The organism is Streptomyces sp. NBC_01264, from assembly GCF_026340675.1.
GTDB lineage: Bacteria > Actinomycetota > Actinomycetes > Streptomycetales > Streptomycetaceae > Streptomyces.
In genome coordinates this window covers 1,456,267-1,476,840 of sequence record NZ_JAPEOX010000002.1, presented here as the reverse complement: position 1 = coordinate 1,476,840, position 20,574 = coordinate 1,456,267, and the positions used below count along the sequence as shown (strand labels likewise).

The 20,574-nt window shown below is 70.8% G+C and carries 14 protein-coding genes; 10 read left to right on the top strand and 4 right to left on the bottom strand.

What is annotated here, in order from left to right:
* Positions 1-9: 9 nt before the first annotated feature.
* Positions 10-1,224, top strand: coding sequence for an acetyl-CoA C-acetyltransferase (locus OG435_RS39685; RefSeq protein WP_266884764.1), 1,215 nt, complete (start codon positions 10-12; stop codon positions 1,222-1,224).
* A 55-nt stretch (positions 1,225-1,279) separates the two neighbouring features.
* Positions 1,280-3,451: a 3-hydroxyacyl-CoA dehydrogenase NAD-binding domain-containing protein gene (locus OG435_RS39680; protein ID WP_266884762.1), complete on the top strand. Its 2,172-nt coding sequence runs from the start codon at positions 1,280-1,282 to the stop codon at positions 3,449-3,451.
* A gap of 18 nt (positions 3,452-3,469) precedes the next feature.
* Here OG435_RS39680 and OG435_RS39675 read toward each other — a convergent pair whose 3' ends face one another.
* Both OG435_RS39675 and OG435_RS39670 read right to left on the bottom strand, forming a co-directional pair.
* Positions 3,470-4,144, bottom strand: coding sequence for a maltokinase N-terminal cap-like domain-containing protein (locus tag OG435_RS39675; RefSeq protein ID WP_266884760.1), 675 nt, complete (start codon positions 4,142-4,144; stop codon positions 3,470-3,472).
* Complete coding sequence (locus tag OG435_RS39670; protein ID WP_266884758.1) at positions 4,107-4,883, bottom strand: MerR family transcriptional regulator; 777 nt, start codon at positions 4,881-4,883, stop codon at positions 4,107-4,109. The genes OG435_RS39675 and OG435_RS39670 overlap by 38 nt, the downstream gene beginning before the upstream one ends.
* Before the next feature lie 104 nt (positions 4,884-4,987).
* Here OG435_RS39670 and OG435_RS39665 point away from each other — a divergent pair, with 104 nt between their 5' ends.
* The 4 genes from OG435_RS39665 (at position 4,988) to OG435_RS39650 (ending at position 12,097) form a co-directional block, all read left to right on the top strand.
* Positions 4,988-6,844 carry an AMP-dependent synthetase/ligase gene (locus tag OG435_RS39665; protein WP_266884756.1) on the top strand — a complete coding sequence of 619 codons (1,857 nt, stop codon included), beginning with the start codon at positions 4,988-4,990 and terminating at the stop codon, positions 6,842-6,844.
* Between the two features lie 121 nt (positions 6,845-6,965).
* Positions 6,966-8,648: an aspartate-alanine antiporter gene (gene aspT / locus OG435_RS39660; protein ID WP_266884754.1), complete on the top strand. Its 1,683-nt coding sequence runs from the start codon at positions 6,966-6,968 to the stop codon at positions 8,646-8,648.
* Between the two features lie 23 nt (positions 8,649-8,671).
* Positions 8,672-10,375 (top strand): aspartate-alanine antiporter, encoded by a 1,704-nt coding sequence (aspT, locus tag OG435_RS39655; RefSeq protein WP_266884752.1) that lies wholly within the window; start codon positions 8,672-8,674, stop codon positions 10,373-10,375.
* A 63-nt stretch (positions 10,376-10,438) separates the two neighbouring features.
* Positions 10,439-12,097: a bifunctional aspartate transaminase/aspartate 4-decarboxylase gene (locus tag OG435_RS39650; protein ID WP_266884750.1), complete on the top strand. Its 1,659-nt coding sequence runs from the start codon at positions 10,439-10,441 to the stop codon at positions 12,095-12,097.
* 97 nt (positions 12,098-12,194) lie between these two features.
* Here OG435_RS39650 and sph read toward each other — a convergent pair whose 3' ends face one another.
* A complete protein-coding gene (gene sph / locus OG435_RS39645; protein WP_266884748.1) occupies positions 12,195-13,184 on the bottom strand; it encodes a sphingomyelin phosphodiesterase in 990 nt (329 codons plus the stop codon).
* 210 nt (positions 13,185-13,394) lie between these two features.
* Between sph and OG435_RS39640 the strand changes: the two genes are divergently transcribed.
* A complete protein-coding gene (locus OG435_RS39640; RefSeq protein ID WP_266884746.1) occupies positions 13,395-14,255 on the top strand; it encodes an oxygenase MpaB family protein in 861 nt (286 codons plus the stop codon).
* Positions 14,256-14,289: 34 nt separating this feature from the next.
* On the opposite strand, the gene OG435_RS39635 is transcribed toward OG435_RS39640, so the two are convergent.
* Complete coding sequence (locus OG435_RS39635; RefSeq protein WP_266884744.1) at positions 14,290-15,816, bottom strand: M1 family metallopeptidase; 1,527 nt, start codon at positions 15,814-15,816, stop codon at positions 14,290-14,292.
* 300 nt (positions 15,817-16,116) lie between these two features.
* On the opposite strand from OG435_RS39635, the gene OG435_RS39630 reads away from it, so the two are divergent.
* The 3 genes from OG435_RS39630 (at position 16,117) to OG435_RS39620 (ending at position 20,375) form a co-directional block, all read left to right on the top strand.
* A complete protein-coding gene (locus OG435_RS39630) occupies positions 16,117-16,689 on the top strand; it encodes an isochorismatase family protein (RefSeq protein WP_266884742.1) in 573 nt (190 codons plus the stop codon).
* A 187-nt stretch (positions 16,690-16,876) separates the two neighbouring features.
* Complete coding sequence (locus tag OG435_RS39625) at positions 16,877-17,740, top strand: SCO6745 family protein (RefSeq protein WP_266884740.1); 864 nt, start codon at positions 16,877-16,879, stop codon at positions 17,738-17,740.
* A gap of 145 nt (positions 17,741-17,885) precedes the next feature.
* Positions 17,886-20,375 (top strand): Tex family protein, encoded by a 2,490-nt coding sequence (locus OG435_RS39620; protein WP_323187997.1) that lies wholly within the window; start codon positions 17,886-17,888, stop codon positions 20,373-20,375.
* The last annotated feature ends 199 nt before the right edge of the window (positions 20,376-20,574 follow it).

Genomic DNA, 20,574 nt, shown 5'->3' with positions numbered 1-20,574 from the left:
GCTTGACCAGTGAGCACCGAAGCGTACGTATACGACGCGATCCGCACGCCGCGCGGCCGAGGCAAGGCCAACGGCTCCCTGCACGGCACCAAGCCGATCGACCTGGTCGTCGGCCTGATCCACGCCCTGCGCGAGCGCAACCCCGGCCTGGACCCCGCCACCATCGACGACATCGTGCTCGGCGTCGTCAGCCCGGTCGGCGACCAGGGATCCGACATCGCCCGGATCGCGGCGATCGCCGCCGGCCTGCCGGACACCGTGGCGGGCGTCCAGGAGAACCGCTTCTGCGCCTCGGGCCTCGAAGCCGTCAACATGGCCGCCGCGAAGGTCCGTTCCGGCTGGGAGGACCTGGTCCTTGCGGGCGGCGTGGAATCGATGTCCCGCGTCCCGATGGCCTCGGACGGCGGAGCGTGGTTCAACGACCCGATGACGGGATGGGTCACCGACTTCGTCCCGCAGGGCATCGGCGCCGACCTGATCGCCACGATCGAGGGATTCTCCCGGCGCGACGTGGACGAGTACGCCGCCCTGTCCCAGGAGCGGGCCGCCGCCGCCATCAAGGACGGCCGCTTCGCCAAGTCGCTCGTCCCGGTCACCGACCGCAACGGACTGGTGGTCCTGGACCACGACGAGTTCGTCCGCCCCGGCACCACCGCCGACACCCTCGCCCGGCTGAAGTCCTCCTTCGCGGACATCGGCGAGCTCGGCGGCTTCGACGCCGTGGCCCTGCAGAAGTACCACTGGGTCGAGAAGATCGACCACGTCCACCACGCGGGCAACTCCTCCGGCATCGTCGACGGCGCCTCCCTCGTCGCGATCGGCTCCCGAGAGGCGGGGGAGCGCAACGGTCTGACGCCCCGAGCCCGGATCGTCTCGGCCGCCGTCTCCGGCTCCGAGCCCACCATCATGCTCACCGGCCCCGCCCCGGCCACCCGCAAGGCCCTCGCCAAGGCCGGGCTGACCATCGACGACATCGACCTGATCGAGATCAACGAGGCCTTCGCCGGCGTCGTGCTCCGCTTCGTCAAGGACATGGGCGTCTCCCTGGACAAGGTCAACGTCAACGGCGGCGCCATCGCGCTCGGCCACCCGCTCGGCGCCACCGGCGCGATGATCCTCGGCACCGTCGTCGACGAACTGGAGCGCCAGGACAAGCGCTACGGCCTCGTCACCCTCTGCGTCGGCGGCGGCATGGGCGTCGCCACCATCGTCGAACGCCTCTGAACCCCGTCCTGATCCCCGATCCCTGATCCCACCCCTGACACGGAAGTTGCGAACCATGAGCGAGTCCACCACGATCCGCTGGGAACAGGACGAGACCGGCGTCGTCACCCTGGTCCTCGACGACCCGAACCAGTCCGCCAACACGATGAACCAGGCCTTCAAGGACTCCATCGCAGCGATCGCCGACCGCGCCGAGGCCGAGAGGGACTCCATCCGGGGCATCATCTTCACCTCCGCCAAGAAGACCTTCTTCGCGGGCGGCGACCTCAAGGACATGATCCAACTGCGCCCCGAGCACGCGCAGCTGGCCTTCGAGACCGGCACCGCCATCAAGGCCTCGCTGCGCCGCATCGAGACCCTCGGCAAGCCCGTCGTCGCCGCCATCAACGGCGCCGCCCTCGGCGGCGGTTACGAGATCTGCCTGGCCTCCCACCACCGGGTGGCCCTCGACGCGCCCGGCTCCAGGATCGGCCTGCCCGAGGTCACCCTCGGCCTGCTCCCGGCCGGCGGCGGCGTCACCCGCACCGTCCGCCTGATGGGCATCGCCGACGCGCTCCTCAAGGTGCTGCTGCAGGGGACCCAGTACACCCCCCAGCGCGCCCTGGACAACGGCCTGGTGCACGAACTAGCCGCCACGCCCGAGGAGATGCTTACCAAGGCGCGCGCCTTCATCGACGCGAACCCGGAGTCGAAGCAGCCGTGGGACGTCTCGGGCTACCGGATCCCCGGCGGCACGCCGTCGAACCCGAAGTTCGCCGCCAACCTCCCGGCCTTCCCCGCCAACTTGAAGAAGCAGCTGAACGGGGCCCCGTACCCGGCCCCGCGCAACATCCTGGCCTGCGCCGTCGAAGGCGCCCAGGTGGACTTCGAGACGGCGCTGACGATCGAGGCCCGCTACTTCACCGAGCTGGTCACCGGGCAGACCGCCAAGAACATGATCCAGGCGTTCTTCTTCGACCTCCAGGCCGTCAACGCCGGCCGCAGCCGCCCGCAGGGCGTGGCGCCCCGCCAGGTCTCCAAGGTGGCCGTGATCGGCGCCGGCATGATGGGCGCGGGCATCGCCTACTCCTGCGCCCGCGCGGGCATCGAGGTGGTGCTGAAGGACGTCACCGCCGAGGCCGCCGTCAAGGGCAAGGCGTACTCCGAGAAGATCCTCGACAAGGCCCTGTCCCGCGGCCGCACCACCGAGGCCAAGCGCGCCGAGCTGCTCGCCCGGATCACCCCGACCGCCGAGGCCGCCGACGTGGCGGGCTGCGACGCCGTCATCGAGGCCGTCTTCGAGGACACCGCCCTCAAGCACAAGGTGTTCCAGGAGATCCAGGAGTACCTCACCCCCGACGCGCTGCTCTGCTCCAACACCTCCACGCTGCCCATCACTGGCCTGGCGGAAGGGGTTTCGCGCCCCGCCGACTTCATCGGGCTGCACTTCTTCTCGCCCGTGGACAAGATGCCGCTGGTGGAGATCATCAAGGGCGAGCGCACCGGCGACGAGGCCATCGCCCGCGCCTTCGACCTCGTACGGCAGATCAACAAGACCCCCATCGTGGTCAACGACTCGCGCGGGTTCTTCACCTCGCGGGTCATCGGCCAGTTCATCAACGAGGGCGTCGCCATGGTCGGCGAGGGCATCGAGCCCGCCTCCATCGAGCAGGCCGCGGCCCAGGCCGGATACCCGGCCAAGGTGCTCTCCCTGATGGACGAGCTGACCCTCACGCTGCCCCGCAAGATCCGCAACGAGACCCGCAAGGCCTTCGAGGCCGAGGGCCGGGACTGGGCCGAGCACCCGGCCGACGCCGTCATCGACCGGATGGTCGATGAGTTCGGGCGCCCCGGGCGCAGCGGCGGCGGCGGGTTCTACGCGTACGACGAGGCGGGCAAGCGCGCCGGGATCTGGCCGGGGCTGCGGGAGCACTTCGGCAAGGCCGGGGCCGAGATCCCCTTCGAGGACATGAAGGAGCGGATGCTCTTCTCCGAGGCGCTGGACACCGTCCGCTGCTTCGACGAGGGGGTCCTGACCTCGTACGCCGACGCCAACATCGGCTCCATCATGGGCATCGGCTTCCCGGCCTGGACCGGCGGCGTGATCCAGTACATCAACGGCTACGAGGGCGGCCTGGCCGGCTTCGTGGCCCGCGCCCGCGAGCTGGCCGAGCAGTACGGCGAGCGCTTCACACCGCCCGCCTCCCTGGTGGAGAAGGCCGGGCGGGGAGAGACGTACGCCGACTGAAGGGGCTGAGCGGCAGGATCAGAAGGCGGCGTCGCCGGCGGTGTGCAGCTCCACGAACACGCCCCGGTACGCCGCTCCGTCCAGCGTGGTCCAGCCGGCGGTGAGCCCGCCGGCGGCCGCCGTGGTGTCCTGCGGCCCGGAATCCCCGGGCCGCAGGACGCGCGTGAGCGTCAGCACCGGGGCGCCGGGCAGGCGTACGTCCGTGCCCCGCGCGGTGTCGGTGACGTCCGGCCGTCCCCGCGGGAGGTCCGCCGGGAGTTCCGGTCCCGCGAACCACGGTGTGACCGAGGGGTCGCTCACCCCGCTGTCGCACTGGTCCTGCGCCACGGCGCGGCCCTGCAGCAGGGCGAGCAACTGGCCCACGAGCACCGGGTCGTGGGCGCCGTCGTAGATCCAGCGGGTGCCGAGCACCCCGTGTTCGGAGGTGCCCACCAATGCGGCCCCGGCGCCGTCGAGCGGGGCGCCGCGGTAGGTGAGCGGCACCAGGTAGGAGGTTTCCCGGCCGCCCGAGTGGTCGGTGAGCACCATGAACTCGATGCCGACCTCGCCCTCCGGGTCGTCGAGCCGGAACCCGCCCGAGCGGTCGAGCTCGGGGGCGTGTCCCGTGGACGCGTACCACGGCCGCGTCGGAAGCCAGGCAGTGAGCAGCTCCGTCTTACCGGGCTTCATGGTGGTCTTGTAGATCATCGCCATGGCCCGAACCTACCGGCTCCGATACGAAGGCAGCCCGCAATTCCTCCTTGAGCGACCGCTGGAAGGCGGTCACCAGGGCCTGCACCACCATCGGCTGCATGTGTGCGGACAGCGCCTTCATCGACTCCACCCGCTCCGGATCGCTCTCGCCCTCCGTGAACGGCCCCCACACCTCGTCCCGGAAGAGCGCGGTCAGCTGGTGCGCCGCCGTCCGCGCGTGCCCGAGCAGCACCTCGCGCGCCGCCAGGATCGTCTCGTGGGCGATCGGCACGTCGAGCAGCGCGACCCCCAGCCGCAGCAGTCCCACGTCCACCCGGAAGCCCTCCGGGGTCGCCGTCAGCACGTTCATGGCCGCCAGCCGCCGGATGTCGGTCTCCGTCAGCGTCCGCCCGGCCCGTTTCTCCAGCTCCGCGCGCGAGGAGTCCAGCGCCGCGTCGGGGGCCCAGGTCGCCACCAGCGCGCGGTGGATGGCCAGATCGTGCGCGCTCAGGTCGTCGGGGAGCGCGTCGAGGTAGCGCTCGATGGCGGAGAGGGTCATGCCCTGGTGCTGCAACTCCTCGATGAGCGCGAGGCGGGACAGGTGCTCCGGGCCGTAGCGGCCCACCCGACGGGGTCCGATCACGGGAGGGGGCAAAAGCCCGCGGGTGCTGTAGAACCGTACGGTGCGGACGGTCACACCCGCCCTGGCCGCCAGTTCGTCGACGGTCAGCGACGCCGGCTCCGGTGCCTGGGTGGTCATGGGCTCTCCGCCTTGCTCTCTGATCAGCGCGTCTGTGATCGCCACGGTTCGTGTTCAACAGTATTGCTGTCGCACCAACGATGTGAAACGGCAAGGAGCTGCCCATGCCCACGAAACTGCGCCTGCCCGCACCTCCCGAAGAACTCACCCTGCCCGCCCTGCTGGCGCGCAACGCCGCCGAACACGGCGACCTTCCCGCCCTCTCGTGGCGCGAAGGCCCCGACGGTACGGCCTGGACGACCCTCAGCTGGTCGGACGTCCGCCGCAAGGTGGCCGTCCTCGCCGCCGGCTACGCCTCCCTCGGCGTCGGACGCGGCGAGCACGTCCTGCTGATGATGGGCAACCGCCCCGAGCACTGGCTCACCGACCTCGCCCTGGTCCACCTCGGCGCCGTCCCCGTCACCGTGTACGGGACCTCCGCGCCCGAGCAGATCGCCCACATAGCCCGCCACAGCCGGGCCCGGCTCGCCGTGGTCGAGGGCGCCCGGGAGCTGGTCCGGTGGGAGCCGCTGCTGGCCGACCCCGGGGTCCCGCTGGAACGGCTCGTCGTGGCCGAGGCCCCCGAGGCGGGCCCGCACTCGACGTACGGGTCGGTCTACGCCGGCGGCGCCCGGCTGCACCGCTCCGAGGCCTTCGAGAAGGCCTGGCGGGAGGCCCGCTCGGAGGACCCGCTGACCGTCGTCTACACCTCGGGCACCACCGGCGACCCCAAGGGGGTGCGCCTGACCCACCGCAACATCGTGCTCCAGTCCGTCCGCCTCGACGGGCACATCGAGCTGCCGGAGCACGCCGAGCACCTCTGCTACCTGCCCTTCGCGCACATAGCCGAGCGGATCCTCGGCATCTACCTCCCGCTCCTGCGGGCCGCCCACGTCCGGCTGTGCGCCGACCCGGCCGCCGTGTCGGTCGCGGTGCGCGAGCTGCACCCGGTGCAGTTCTTCGGGGTGCCACGGGTGTGGGAGAAGCTGGCCGCCTCCGTACGGGCGGTGCTCGGGCGGCTTCCCGAGGAGCAGCGCGGCGCCATCGAAGCGGCCAACGACCTGGCGCGGGAGCGGGCGGGCCACCGGGAGCGCGGCGAGGAGGTCCCGGCCGCGCTCGAAGCCTCGTACGCCCGGGCCAAGGAACGGGTGCTGGACCCGCTGCTGACGCTGGCCGGGCTGGACCGGCTGGTCTGGACGGCCAGTGCCACCGCGCCGATGCCGATCGACGTGGTCCGCTTCTGGGCGGGCTGGGGGATCACCATCATGGACGCCTGGGGGCTGACCGAGACCTCCGGGGTGTGCACGGTCAACAGCCCGGACGGCTTCCGGCTGGGCTCCGTGGGCCGCCCGATCCAGGGGCTGGAGCTGAGGATCGCCGAGGACGGGGAGATCTTCACGCGCGGGGAGACGGTCTTCGGCGGGTACCTCCTGCCGGACGGCTCGGTGGAGAGCGCCTGCGACGAGGCGGGCTGGTTCCCGACGGGGGACATCGGCCGGCTCGACGAGGCGGGGTTCCTCTGGCTGACCGACCGCAAGAAGGAACTGATCATCACCTCGAACGGGAAGAACGTCTCGCCCGCCCTGGTGGAGAACACCGTCAAGGAGCACCCGCTGATCGGGCAGGCCCTGGTGCACGGCGACGGCCGCCCCTACCTCGTCGCCCTCCTCGTCCTGGACCCCGAACTCGGCCCGGCCTGGGCGCAGGCCCATGGCATCAACAGTGCGGACGCCGAGGCCGCCACGCCCGCGGAGCTCGCCGCGCACCCGGCCGTACGGGAGGAGATCGCCCGGGCCGTCGCGGCCGCCAACGCCCGGCTCAACCGCACCGAGCAGATCAAGCGCTACCGGCTGCTGACCGAGGAGTGGGGGCCGGAGTCGGGGGAGCTGACCCCGTCGCTGAAACTGCGCCGCCGGGTGGTCCGGGAGCAGTACGCGGAGCTGATCGAGGGGCTGTACGCCGAGCCGTACGAAGCCTCGTAGCAGCCCCGTCACGCGAATGGCCCTTGTCCGGTGGGCACGCACATCCCCACCGGACAAGGCTGAGGGAATGTGTATATGCCCTGAATCCACCGCGCCGCCCGGAAAGGGCGGCTGATCGCCCATGGGTGTGCTGCAGGACCACCCCGAACTCGCCCTGTTCCTCTGCCTGGCGGCCGGCTACCTCCTCGGCAAGGTGCGCGTCGGCCCGATCACCCTCGGCGGCATCTGCGGCACGCTGATCGTGTCGCTCCTGCTCGGCGCCTGGGCCAAGATCGAGATCGACGCCGACGTGAAGACGATCTTCTTCGCGCTCTTCATCTTCGCCCTCGGCTACATGGCCGGGCCGCAGTTCTTCGCCAACCTCAACCGCAAGAGCATGCGCTTCTTCGCGCTCTGCTTCATCGAGCTCGTCAGCGTGCTCGGCCTCGCCTACCTGCTGGCCAAGGCCTTCGACCTCGACGTCGGTACCGCGTCGGGCATCCTCGCCGGCGCGGCCACCGAATCCGCGGTGGTCGGCACCGCCACCGAGGCGATCGGCAAACTGCCCGACCTGACCGCGGACCAGATCTCCACCTACCAGGGTCACGTGGCCACCGCGTACACGGTCTGCTACCTCTTCGGCCTGGTCACCATCGTCATCTACACCAGCCAGATCATGCCGATGCTGCTGCGGACCAACCTCGCGGAGGCCTCGCGCGAGCTGTGGGAGAAGATGCGCGGCGGCGGCTCCGGCGGCCTGGAGAGCGACGAGCGCGAGGCGGTGCCCGGCCTGGTCGGGCGGACCCACCTGGTCACCCTTGCCGACGGCCGCACCGTCGGGAACCTGGAGGCGGCCTTCGACGGCCGGGTCACCGTGGAGGCCGTCCGGCGCGGCTCCAAGGACCTCACTCCCGCCCCGGACCTCGAACTCCTCCTCTCCGACCTCGTCCTCGTCGTCGGCCGCCGCTCCGAGGCCATCGCGGCGGGCCGGGCCATCGGCCCGGAGACCCCCGGCATCCCGGGCGTGGACACCCCGCTGGCCACCCGGCAGGTCGCCATGACCGACAAGTCGGTCGCCGGCAAGTCGCTGGACGAGATCCGCGCCACCCACGCGGAGTTCGGGCGCAGCGGCGTGTACGTGACCGACGTGCTCCGCGGCGAGCAGCACCTGCCCGCCAACCCGGACACCATCGTCGAGCGCGGTGACGTCGTCACCCTCGTGGGCGCCCGCTCGGGGCTGAACCGGATCGTGGCGAAGATCGGCACGGTGGCCAAGAACGACGCCACCGACTTCATCTACCTCGGTCTGGGCATCGCGATCGGCTCGCTCATCGGGCAGATCGTGGTCCGGGCCGGCGGGGTCCCGCTCTCGCTCGGCACCGGCGGCGGCTGCCTGATCTCGGGCCTGCTCTTCGGCTGGTTCCGCTCCCGCCGGCAGACCTTCGGCGCCTTCCCGCCGCAAGCCGCCACCACCATCAAGGACATGGGGCTCGCGGTCTTCATCGCCTGCACCGGTCTGACCTCGGGTCCGCAGGCCTGGCCGCTGCTCAAGGAGTACGGGGCCCTGCTGCCGTTCGCCGGGATCGCCATGGTCCTCGTACCGGCCACGATCTCGCTGGTCGTCGGGCGCAAGTTCCTGAAGATCGAGAAGCCGTTGCTGATCGGCGCCATCGCCGGACAGCAGTGCTCCACACCGGCCATCACCTCGGTCACGCAGGTGGCGCAGAGCTCGGTGCCGATGCTCGGCTACACGATCACCTACGCGCTCTCCAACTTCCTGCTCCCGCTCACCGGACCGATCCTCGTCGGGATCCTCGGCGCCTGACCCCCACCAGGACGGGTATCAGCATGATCGACTTCCTCGTACGGAACATCTTCAAGCCCCATCCCGAACTCCTGGTCTTCATCACCGTCGCCTTCGGCTTCCTCGTCGGCAAACTGCGGTGGAAGGCCATCGGGCTGGGCGCGGTCACGGGCTGCCTCATCATGGGCCTGATCTTCGGTGCCCAGTTCAAGATCACCATCGACGGGACCGTGAAGAACCTCTTCTTCACGATGTTCCTCTTCGCCCTCGGCTACAAGGTCGGCCCGCAGTTCTTCCGCGGCCTCAAGAAGGACGGCCTGCCGCAGGTCCTCAACGCGGTCATCGTCTGTGTCACCGGCCTGCTCGTCTCCTGGGGCTTCGCCGTGATGCTCGGCTACGGCCCCGGGCTCAGCGCGGGCCTCCTCGGCGGCGCGCTCACCCAGTCCGCCGTCATCGGCGTCGCCCAGGACGCGATCGGGAACCTTCCCGGACTCAGCCCGTCCGAGATCACGGACCAGCAGAACCTGGTCGCGGTCGGCTACGCCGTCACCTACCCCCTCGGCACCATCCTCTGCGCGCTGCTCCTGGCCAACGTGCTGCCCCGGCTCTACCGCCGGAACCTGGCCGCCGAGAGCGCCCAGCTCGCCAAGGAGCTCGACGCGCCCAGCGACGACCCCGACCTCCACGAGGGCTACTACGAGGTCGTCCTGCGGGCCTACACCATCCAGCGGCCCGACCTCGTGGGCCGGACCATCGACGACTTCGAGAACCAGCAGAAGGCCCTGGGCCAGCGGATCTACATCACCCGGATCCGCCGGGACGGCGCGATCATCGACCACACCCAGCAGACCGTTCTGCGCGAGGGCGACGTCGTCGCCGTCAGCGCCCTGCGCGAATCCCTCGTCTCGTTCGACGCACGTACGCACATCGGCCCCGAGGCCGACGACGTCGAACTCCTCGGCTACCAGACGGAGAACCTGCACGTGGTCGCCTCCGAGAAGGCGCAGCTGGGCAAGACCATCGCGGAGCTGCGGGCCGAGCCCTTCATGGTCGGCGTCTACGTCGACAAGCTCTACCGGTCCGGTTCGGAGTTCCCCTACCGGCTCTCCACCCAGCTGGAGCGCGGCGACACCCTGATCCTCTCCGGCCCCAAGCGCCTGGTGGACTCGGCCGGCCGGGCCATCGGCAAGCCGGTCCCGACCAGCTTCGCCACCGACATGATCTGGGTCGGCCTCGGCATCTTCCTCGGCGGTTGCCTCGGCATCCCGGCCCTCACCGCCGGCGGGGTGCCGATCTCGCTGTCCACCTCGGGCGGCGCACTCATCATGGGCCTCGTCTTCGGCTGGATCCGCGGCAGGTACCCGACCTACGGCAACGTCCCGCCCGGGGCCCAGTGGTTCATGGACACCCTCGGCCTCTGTCTCTTCGTCGCGGTCGTCGGCCTCAATGCCGGACCCAGCTTCACCAGCGGCCTCGCCTCCGCCGGGTGGGGGCTGCTGCTCTGGGGTGCGGTCATCACGCTGATCCCGCTGCTGGTGGGCTTCCTGGTGGGCCACTACATCCAGAAGATCCGTTTCCCGATCCTCATGGGCGTACTGGCCGGCGGCCAGACCACCACGGCGGCGATCGGAGCCGTCAACGAGGAGTCCAAATCCCAGGTGCCGACGCTCGGTTACACGATCCCCTACGCGGTCAGCAACGTCCTGCTGACGATCTGGGGCGCCGTGATCGTCCTCCTCAACCACTGATCACCCCCACCACCTCGCCCGCAAGGCCAACCGAACGCCCCCGACGCAAAGGAACGAACCACCGTGCCGGAGACCACTTTCAGCCGCGAGGAGATCCAGTCCTTCGCGCAGCTCAGCCCGTTCGAGCTGAAGGACAAGTTCATCCAGCTCGCCACGGCCGCCCAGGCCGACAAGCCGGGCCAGAAGGACACCACCGCCCGGGCCATGCTCAACGCGGGCCGCGGCAACCCGAACTGGATCGCCACCGGGCCGCGCGAGGCCTTCTACGCCCTGGGCTACTTCGCGCTGGATGAGTCCCGCCGGGTGTGGACCGCCGACAACCTCGGCGGCATGCCGGAGAAGAAGGGCATCGGGGGGCGGTTCGAGTCCTGGGCGCGGCGCCACCCGGACCTGCCCGGCGTGGAGATGCTGTCCGCCTGCGTCCAGTACGCCCTGACGCGCTGGCCGTTCGACAAGGACGCCTTCGTGCACGAGCTGACCGACTCCATCACCGGTGACAACTACCCGGTCCCGGACCGCATGCTCACCCACGCGGAACACGTCGTCCGGGGCTACGTCGCCGACGAGATGTTCGACAAGAGGCCGCCGGAGGGCAACAACCTGTCGCTGTTCGCGACCGAGGGCGGCACCGCCGCCATGTGCTACATCTTCGACTCCCTGATGAAGAACGGGGTCCTGAAGAAGGGCGACAAGATCGCCCTGATGACCCCGGTGTTCACCCCGTACATCGAGATCCCCGAGCTCGACACCTTCGAGTTCGAGGTGGTCAACGTCTCCGCGAGCCTCTTCGCCGAGACCGGAGTGCGCCAGTGGCGCTACCCGGAGGAGGAGGTCGCCAAGCTGGCCGACCCCTCCGTGAAGCTCGTCTGCCTGGTCAACCCGTCGAACCCGCCCTCGCTCGCGCTGAGCGACCGGGTGGCGAACCAGATCAAGGACATCGTCGCCACCACCAACCCGAACCTGCTGATCGTCACGGACGACGTGTACGGCACCTTCGTGCCCGGCTTCCGCTCGATCGCCGCCGACCTGCCGCGCAACACCCTGCTCGTGTACTCGTACTCCAAGCACTACGGCTGCACGGGCTGGCGGCTCGGCGTCATCGGGCTGCACGACGACAACGTCATCGACGAGATGATCGCGGCCTTCCCGCAGGACCAGAAGGACCGCCTGGCCAAGCGGTACGGCACGCTCAGCCTGGAGCCGGAGAAGATCCGCTTCATCGACCGGCTGGTCGCGGACTCCCGGTCTGTGGCCCTCAACCACACCGCCGGCCTCTCGCTGCCGCAGCAGGTGATGATGAGCCTCTTCTCGCTCTTCGACATGCTGGGCGAGGGCCAGGCGTACAAGGAGCGGATCCGGCAGATCGTCCACCGCCGGCTCGACCTCCTCCTGGAGGGGGCCCAGATGAAGATCTCCGAGGACGACAAGCGCGCCGGGTACTACATCGAGCTCGACCTGCTGGCCGAGGCGGAACGGGTCCACGGCAAGGACTTCGCGGACTTCCTGGAGAAGAACTACGAGCCCGTCGACCCGCTGTTCCGGCTCGCCGAGCAGACTTCGGTGGTCCTCCTCAACGGCGGCGGCTTCGACGGCCCCCAGTGGTCGGTGCGCGTCTCGCTGGCCAACCTCGACGACCTGGACTACCTGAAGATCGGCCACCACCTGCGGGAGATCTTCAACGACTACGCGAGCGAGTGGCAGCGGGCCAGGGCGAACGGCTGACGGCCCTGGGAAGAGGAAGGGGGGTGCCCGCCGGATCGCGGCGGGCACCCCCCTCTCCCATGTCCCGGAGGCGGATCGGCCTCGGGTCAGCCTCGGGTCAGCGGCCGATCAGCGGGTAGTGGTCGCTGAGGTTGGTGTAGGTGTAGGAGGTGCCCCAGCTGGAGACCGTCCAGGGCGCCGACTGCTCCAGGACCACGTTGTTCTCCCAGCCCGCCGGGCGGGCGTTGCCCTTGCGGTAGAGCACGTAGTCCAGGTCCTCGCGCGGGTCCGTCGGGTAGCGGTAGTTCGCTATCGAGTTCAGCGCGGTGTCGAAGGAGTACGTGTGCCCCGTGCGGGTGTCGGAGGCCGCCAGGTCCGCGTTGGCCAGCATGGTGGCGAGCTCCGGGGTGCGCGAGTCGACGTTCATGTCGCCCGCCACGATGACCTGCTCGCTCGCCGGGATGCTCTTGCCGTCCAGGAACGCGTCGATGTTCCGGAACTGGCGGGCGCGCATCTCGGCCGCCTCGCCCGCGCCGCAGCCCGGGTCGGTGGACTGGGCGTGGGTGCCGACCACGTGGACCTTGGTGCCGTTCACGTTCAGCACGACGTAGGCGAAGCCCTTGTTGGACCACCAGTCGGCGCCGCAGGCGTCCTTGTAGACCACCTGCTCCTTGCGCACGATCGGCCACTTGCTGAGGATCGTGACGCCGCCGTCCTCCGGGGTGGTGGAGGAGTAGGCGCCGCCCGTGGCGTCCCAGCCGCTCTTGCTGCGGCCCACGACCGGGGTCTGGTACGGGTACTTCGCGGCCGAGTTGGCCTTCAGCGCGTCGGAGGCGCCGTTGTCGAAGGCCTCCTGGAGCACGACCACGTCGTGACCCTGGTACCAGGAGGCCTTGGGGATCTCGGCCGCCCGGTGGTCCTGGCCCCAGTTGGGGTACAGGCTCTTGCTCATCAGGAACGCGTTGTACGACAGGACGCTGAGGCGCGGCGCGGCGGCGCTCTCGGCGGCGCCGGCGGCCGGAGCCGTGGTCGCCACGAGCGCTCCGACGGCGATCGCGGCGACGGCCGCGGCGGTGGCGCGGGTCCTGCGGGGCTGGATCTGGGGCATGGAGGTTCCCTCGTTCCTGTGGGGGAAGATCGGCTCCGCCATCCAAGCAGCCAGGGTTACTTCGCGGTAACACCTGTGACACGGGTTTCTGGACGCAGTCCTACTTCTTCGGTGTTTCCGCAGCCGCAGCATGCACCGTCCACAGGGTCCGGCGGAGCCGCCGGACCCCCCGCATACTGGGAGGCAGGTCGACACAGTGGGGGAACACGGATGGGCACGAAGCGAAGCGACCCCGAGCCCCCGCCGCCCGGGGGAGTGCTCTGGACCATCGCCGGAGACGTCCGCGCGCTGCTCATGCTGCCCGCCGCCTTCACCCTGCAGGTCGCCCACCCCGCCATCGGCGCCGGGGTCGACGAGCACTCCGTCTTCCGCACCGACCCCTGGGGCCGCGGCGAGCGCTCCCTGCGCTCCGTCCAGCTGTGGGTGTACGGCGGGGCCGACGCCGCGGCCGAGGGGCGCCGGGTGCGCCGCCTACACAAGGAGATCCAGGGCACCGACACCCGGGGGCGCCGCTACCACTCCCTCGACCCGGCCTGCTACGCCTGGGTGCACGCCACCGGCTTCCCGGTCTACCTCTACGCCGGGCGCTACCTGCTGCGCCCCTTCACCCCGGAGCAGGAGCGCCAGCTCTACCGCGAGTGGCTCCAGGTCGGCCGCATCCTCGGTCTGCACGACCGGGACATGCCGCAGAGCATCGAGGAATACTGGCCGTACTACCGCCGGATGCTGGCCGAGGAGATCGAGCCCACCAAGGTCGCCCGCGAACTCCTCGCGACCGACGCGCCCCTGCCCCGCCCCACCGGAGGCCCGCTGCCGGTCCGGCTCCTGCTGCGCCTCACCTGGCCCGTCCTGCGGGCCGCCTTCCTGCACTTCCGGGCCTTCGTCACCGCCGGCTACATGCCGCCCGAGGCGCGCGCCGCCATCGGCCTGGAGTGGACCCCGGCCCAGGAACGCCGGCTGCGCCGGTTCAGCGCGGCCCTGCGCCTCCTCGTACCCCTGCTGCCGGAGTGCCTGCGCTACCTGCCGATCGCCCGCGCCGCCCGGGCGCGCGTACGCGCCGCCGCCCGCTGAGGGGCGACGGCGCGCAGCTTCGTACCGTGCCGGGTCAGTGCGCGTCGTGCACGGTGTTCGTCGCGGCGATCTTCTTCCACGACTTCGGCTCGGCCGCCGGCTTGGCGGCCGGGGAGCGCAGGGTGCGGGTGCCCCCCGCGGCCGGCAGCTTCTTCGTCGTGTTCAGCGCCGAGGCGTCCGGCTTGCCCGGGGTGTACAGCCAGGTCTCGAAGAGCTGCGCGAGCGGCTGGTTCGAGATCTTCTCCGCGTAGCGGACGAAGTCGCCGACCTTGGCGTTGCCGTAGGCCCGCTCGGTCGGCCAGCCCTTCAGGATCTGGAAGAACTTCTCGTCGCCGATCTTGTTGCGCAGCGCCTGGATCGCGATCGCGCCGCGGTCGTAGACGGCCCCGTGGAACTGGTTCTCCGGACCCGGGTCACCCGGCTTGACCTGCCAGAACGGGTCCTCGGCAGGCCGCTGCGCGTACGCCCAGTCGGCGAGCTCCTGCGCGGTGCCCTCGCCCTCCTTCTCCGACCATAGCCACTGGCTGTAGCGGGCGAAGCCCTCGTTGACCCAGATGTCCTTCCAGCCGTCGACCGACACGCTGTCGCCGTACCACTGGTGGGCCAGTTCGTGCACGACCACCGAGACGTTCGCGCCGTTCGAGAACTGCTTCGGGCTGTAGAACGGCCGGGTCTGCGTCTCCAGCGCGAATCCGCTGGGCACGTTCGGCACGTACCCGCCGAGGGCGTTGAAGGGGTACGGACCGAAGACCCCCTCCAGCCACTCCGCGACCTCACCGGTCCGCTCCACGCTCGCGCGCGCCGCACCCGCGTTGTCGCCGAGGTCCGGGCTGTAGGCGTTCAGGATCGGCAGCCCGCTCGCCGTCTTGTCGGTGGTGATGTCGAACTTGCCGATCGCCAGCGTGGCGAGGTACGTGGCCTGCGGCTTGTTCGAGCGCCAGTTGTACCGGGTCCAGCCCAGACGCGAACTCTGCGACTGAAGGACGCCGTTGCTGATGGCCTGGGTGCCGTCGGGCACGTTCACCGACACGTCGAAGGTGGCCTTGTCGAGCGGGTGGTCGTTGCTCGGGAACCACCAGGCGGCCGAATCGGGCTCCTGCGCGGCGATGCCGCCGTCCGGAGTGCGCTGCCAGGCCGACCAGCCGTCGACCTTGAACTCCGAAGGCTTGCCCTTGTACTTGACGACCACGCTCGACTGCTTGCCCCGCGCGAGCGGGGAGGCCGGGGTGACCTCCAGCTCCGAGGTGCCGGACTTGGCGAACTTCGCCTTGACCCCGTTGACCCGGACCTCGCTGACGTCCAGACCGAAGTCGAGGTTGAAGCGGGACAGGTCCTGCTTGGCGGTGGTCAGCAGGGTGGCGGTGCCCTCCAGCAGATCCGTCTTCGGCTGGTACTGGAGGCGCAGATCGTAGTGCGAGACCTCGTACCCGCCGTTGCCGCTGGCCGGGTAGTAGGGATCGCCGATGCCCGGTGCGCCCGGAACGGAGCTCGCCGCCGACGCCGGGATCACCAGCAGAAGGGAGGCGGCGAGCACGCTCGGGGCGATGACTTTGCGGTGCACCTTGAACTCCAAGTGGTTGGGGAGTGGCTTCCGTTCGACCGTATTCACACCCGGGACCCCACGTCATGTCCATGGCCCCTCCTGTCACATGATCGCCACGCGTCTGAAAAACACCCGTCGGAACACGCCCGGTCAGGGCGGGGGCGAGACCCCCGCGCACCGCCCGCGGCCCGCGCGGACCGATGTCCGGATCTGCGGCCGGGCCGTCATTGCCCCTGTCCGCGAGGGGTCCTAGCGTTGCCGTCGTGGCCCCGAGCCGGCCGCACCACACCACCCCACCCTCCTGAGAACGGCACTCCCATGACCACCACCCTGCGTCAGCTCAACGGCTTCGACGAGACCCCCGCGACCTTCGAGGACGCGGTCCTGGTCCTGGTCGACTACCAGAACACCTACACCGGCGGCGTGATGGAACTCGACGGCTGGGAACCGGCGCTGGCCTCCGCCGCCCAGCTCCTCGCCCGGGCCCGCGAGGCCGGCACCCCCGTCGTCCACATCCGGGACGGCGGCTACGGCGTCGACACCGAGCCGGGCACCCTCCACGCCTCCGTCGCCCCCCGGGCCGGTGAGGCCGTCGTCACCAAGTCCGTCCCGAACGGCTTCCACGGGACCGAACTCCACGAGATCATCGAGGCCACCGGGCGCAAGAACCTGATCATCGCCGGGTTCATGACCAACATGTGCACCCTGTTCACCACCGAGGGCGCCTTCCTGCACGGCTACGCCCCGACGGTCGTCGCCGACGCCTCGGCGACGCGTGCGCTGGAGAGCCCGGCGGGCGCCCTCGCGGCGCACCAGATCCACCAGGCGGCCCTCGCCACGGTCGCCGAGCTCTACGGGGTGGTCGTCGCCACCGGAGCCGAGCTGAAGTAGGCGCGTACGCGTCGCTCCCGCGGCCCCGGCCCCGGCCCCGGTCCGGGCCCGGACATGCGGCCCGGGCCTGCGGGGGCCTGCGAGCCGGGCCCGCGGGCCGGAAGGCCCCCTCCCACTACCGCTCCTCCACCGGTCCGGCGGCATCCCGCTCTTCTCTCCATACCAAGCAGTCGTTAGCCTGCGCGCCATGACTCTTCCGGAGCACGCCGCCCGCAGCTGTTGGCACGGGGCGATCAACCCGCTGCACTCGACCGTCTACTTCTCGCCCGACCTCGGCAAGGAGTTCGCGTCCCTCGGGGTCACCGACCGCAACGCGGTCAACCTCGCCTCCCGCTCCGCCGCCATGGGCGCGGTCGGCGCGGGCACGGTGACGGCCACCTTCTACAACTACCGCCACGACCTCGTGGCCCGGCACCTCCCCGCCGTCTGGGACACTGCCACCCCCGGGCAGGTCCTCGCCGCCCGGCTGCGGGCCGCGGACAGCACGCTGCGCCGGCTCCTCGGCGAGGAGACCATCGCGTCCCCCGAGATCGCGGAGGCCGCCGCTCTGGCGATGCGCGCGACCGAGGCCTGCACCCGGCACGCCCGTACGCTCTACTCCGCCCATGCGGACCTCCCCGTACCCGAGGAGCCGCACCTCAAGCTGTGGCACGCCACCACCCTGCTGCGCGAGCACCGCGGCGACGGGCACCTGGTCGCCCTGCTCACCGTCGGCCTGGACCCCGTCGAGGCCCTGGTCAGCCACACGGCGAGCGGCCACGGCATGACCCCGAAGTACCTCAAGTACATCCGCGGCTGGGAGCAGTCCGACCTGGACGCGGCCGCGGACCGTCTGCGCGAGCGCGGGCTCCTCGATTCCGGGGGCGAGCTCACCCCCGAGGGCGCGGCGCTGCGCGAAGCGCTGGAGACGGAGACCGACCGCCTGGACGAGGCTCCGTACGAGCACCTCGGCGCGGCCGGAGTCGCCCGGCTCGCGGAGATCGGCGGCGGTCTCACCGTGCAGGCCTTCGTCGCCGGAGCCTTCCCCGGGGACCTCATGGGCAAGGCCTGAGAGCCGGACCGGGCCCGGCTCCCGACGTCCGCGGCCGCCACCTGCCACAATTGGCAGCCTTCCGACGCAGCACGCTGCAAGCTGCACCCAGTACGCAGCCCGGACCAGCAGCACGAACACGTACGAAGGCAGGCGGGACCGCACAGTGACGATGTCCATCGAAGGCAGGATCGCCGAGGAGCTCGGCGTACGGGAGCGGCAGGTCAAGTCCGCCGTCGAGCTGCTCGACGGCGGCTCGACCGTGCCGTTCATCGCGCGCTACCGCAAGGAAGCGACCGAGATGCTCGACGACGCCCAGCTGCGCACCCTGGAGGAACGGCTGCGCTACCTGCGCGAGCTGGAGGACCGGCGCGCCGCGATCCTCGACTCCGTACGGGAGCAGGGCAAGCTCGACGCCGAGCTGGAGGCCCGGATCAACGCGGCCGACACCAAGGCCCGGCTGGAGGACATCTACCTCCCCTTCAAGACCAAGCGCCGCACCAAGGCGCAGATCGCCCGCGAGGCCGGCCTCGCGCCGCTCGCCGAGGGACTGCTGGCCGACCCGTCGGCGGAACCGGCCGTGGCGGCCGCCGCGTTCGTCGACGCGGACAAGGGCGTGGCCGACGCGGCCGCCGCCCTGGAGGGCGCCCGCTCCATCCTCACCGAGAAGTTCGGCGAGGACGCCGACCTCATCGGTGAACTGCGCGAGCGCATGTGGGGCCGCGGCCGGCTCGCCGCGAAGGTCCGTGAGGGCAAGGAGGAGGCGGGCGCCAAGTTCGCCGACTACTTCGACTTCACCGAGCCGTTCACCGCCCTCCCCTCGCACCGCGTGCTCGCCATGCTCCGCGGGGAGAAGGAGGACGTCCTCGACCTCACGCTGGAGCCGGAGGAGCCGAGCGAAACGCCCGGGCCCTCCACGTACGAGGGGATGGTCGCCCGCCGCTTCGGCATCAACGACCGCGGCCGCCCCGGCGACAAGTGGCTCGCCGACACCGTCCGGTGGGCCTGGCGCACCAAGATCCAGGTGCACCTCGGCATCGACCTGCGCTCCAGGCTCCGCGCGGCCGCCGAGGACGAGGCGGTACGGGTCTTCGCGTCCAACCTGCGCGACCTGCTGCTCGCCGCACCCGCCGGCACCCGCGCCACGCTCGGGCTCGACCCGGGCTTCCGCACCGGAGTGAAGGTCGCCGTGGTGGACGCCACCGGCAAGGTGGTCGCCACGGAGGTGATCTACCCGCACGTGCCCGCCAACAAGTGGGACGACGCGCTCGCCAAGCTGGCCCGCCTCGCCAAGGAGCACGCGGTCGAGCTCGTCGCCATCGGCAACGGCACCGCCTCCCGGGAGACCGACAAGCTCGCCGCGGACCTCATCACCCGCCACCCCGAGCTGAAGCTCACCAAGGTGATGGTCTCGGAGGCCGGCGCCTCCGTGTACTCGGCGTCGGCCTTCGCCTCGCAGGAACTCCCGGACATGGACGTGTCCTTGCGCGGCGCGGTCTCCATCGCCCGGCGCCTCCAGGACCCGCTCGCCGAACTCGTGAAGATCGACCCGAAGTCGATCGGCGTCGGCCAGTACCAGCACGACCTGTCCGAGGTGAAGCTCTCGCGTTCGCTCGACGCCGTCGTCGAAGACTGTGTGAACGGCGTCGGCGTCGACGTCAACACCGCCTCCGCCCCGCTGCTTTCGCGCGTGTCGGGCATCAGCGGCGGCCTCGCCGAGAACATCGTGGCCCACCGCGACGCCAACGGCCCCTTCCGCAACCGCAAGGGGCTCAAGGACGTGGCCCGCCTGGGCCCGAAGGCGTACGAGCAGTGCGCGGGCTTCCTGCGGATCCGCGACGGGGACGACCCGCTGGACTCCTCCAGCGTGCACCCCGAGGCCTATCCGGTGGTCCGCACCATGGGCAAGACGGCGGGCAGCGAGGTGGCGGCCCTGATCGGCAACACCGGCGTGCTGCGCTCGCTGCGGCCGGAGCAGTTCGTCACCGAGGCCTTCGGCCTGCCGACGGTCACGGACATCCTGCGCGAGCTGGAGAAGCCGGGCCGGGACCCGAGGCCCGCGTTCAAGACGGCGACCTTCAAGGAGGGAGTCGAGAAGATCGGCGACCTGGCCCCGGGGATGATCCTGGAGGGCGTGGTCACCAATGTGGCCGCCTTCGGCGCCTTCATCGACATCGGCGTCCACCAGGACGGCCTCGCGCACGTCTCGGCGCTGTCGAAGACCTTCGTCAAGGACCCGCGGGACGTGGTGAAGCCGGGCGACATCGTCCGGGTCAAGATCATGGACGTGGACATCCCGCGCAAGCGGATCTCCCTGACGCTGCGGCTGGAGGACGAGGCCGAGCGCGGCGGCGCCGACGGCGGTGCGCCGCGACAGCGCGAGGAGCGGGGCGACCGGCGAGGCGGCGGCCGGCCCCCGCAGCAGCGCGGCCAGGGCGGCGGCGATCGCGGTCAGGGCGGCCAGGGAGGCCAGGGAGGCTCCCGCGACGGCGGCAAGGGCCGCCGCCAGGGCGGACAGGGCGGCCAGGGCGGCGGCCAGCGTCAGGGCGGACAGGGCGGCGGCGCTCCGGCCCCCGCCAACAGCGCGATGGCCGACGCCCTGCGCCGCGCCGGGCTCAGCGGCGGTCCCGACGAGCGCGGTGGCCGCAAGCGCTAGCCGTTCGTGGCAGTGCGTGCCGGATTGGCTGAATAGGCACCCGACATGGGGACATACCTTGCCAACTCATCCGCACGATCTGTAGGCATGACGGAACGCCCGTTCGTCTTCCGGCGAGCGGGCTTCCGCCTTTCCCCCTCGGGACCGCACTCCCGGGGTCGCCTTGACGACCAAGGACGCCATGCCCCAGTCCACGCAC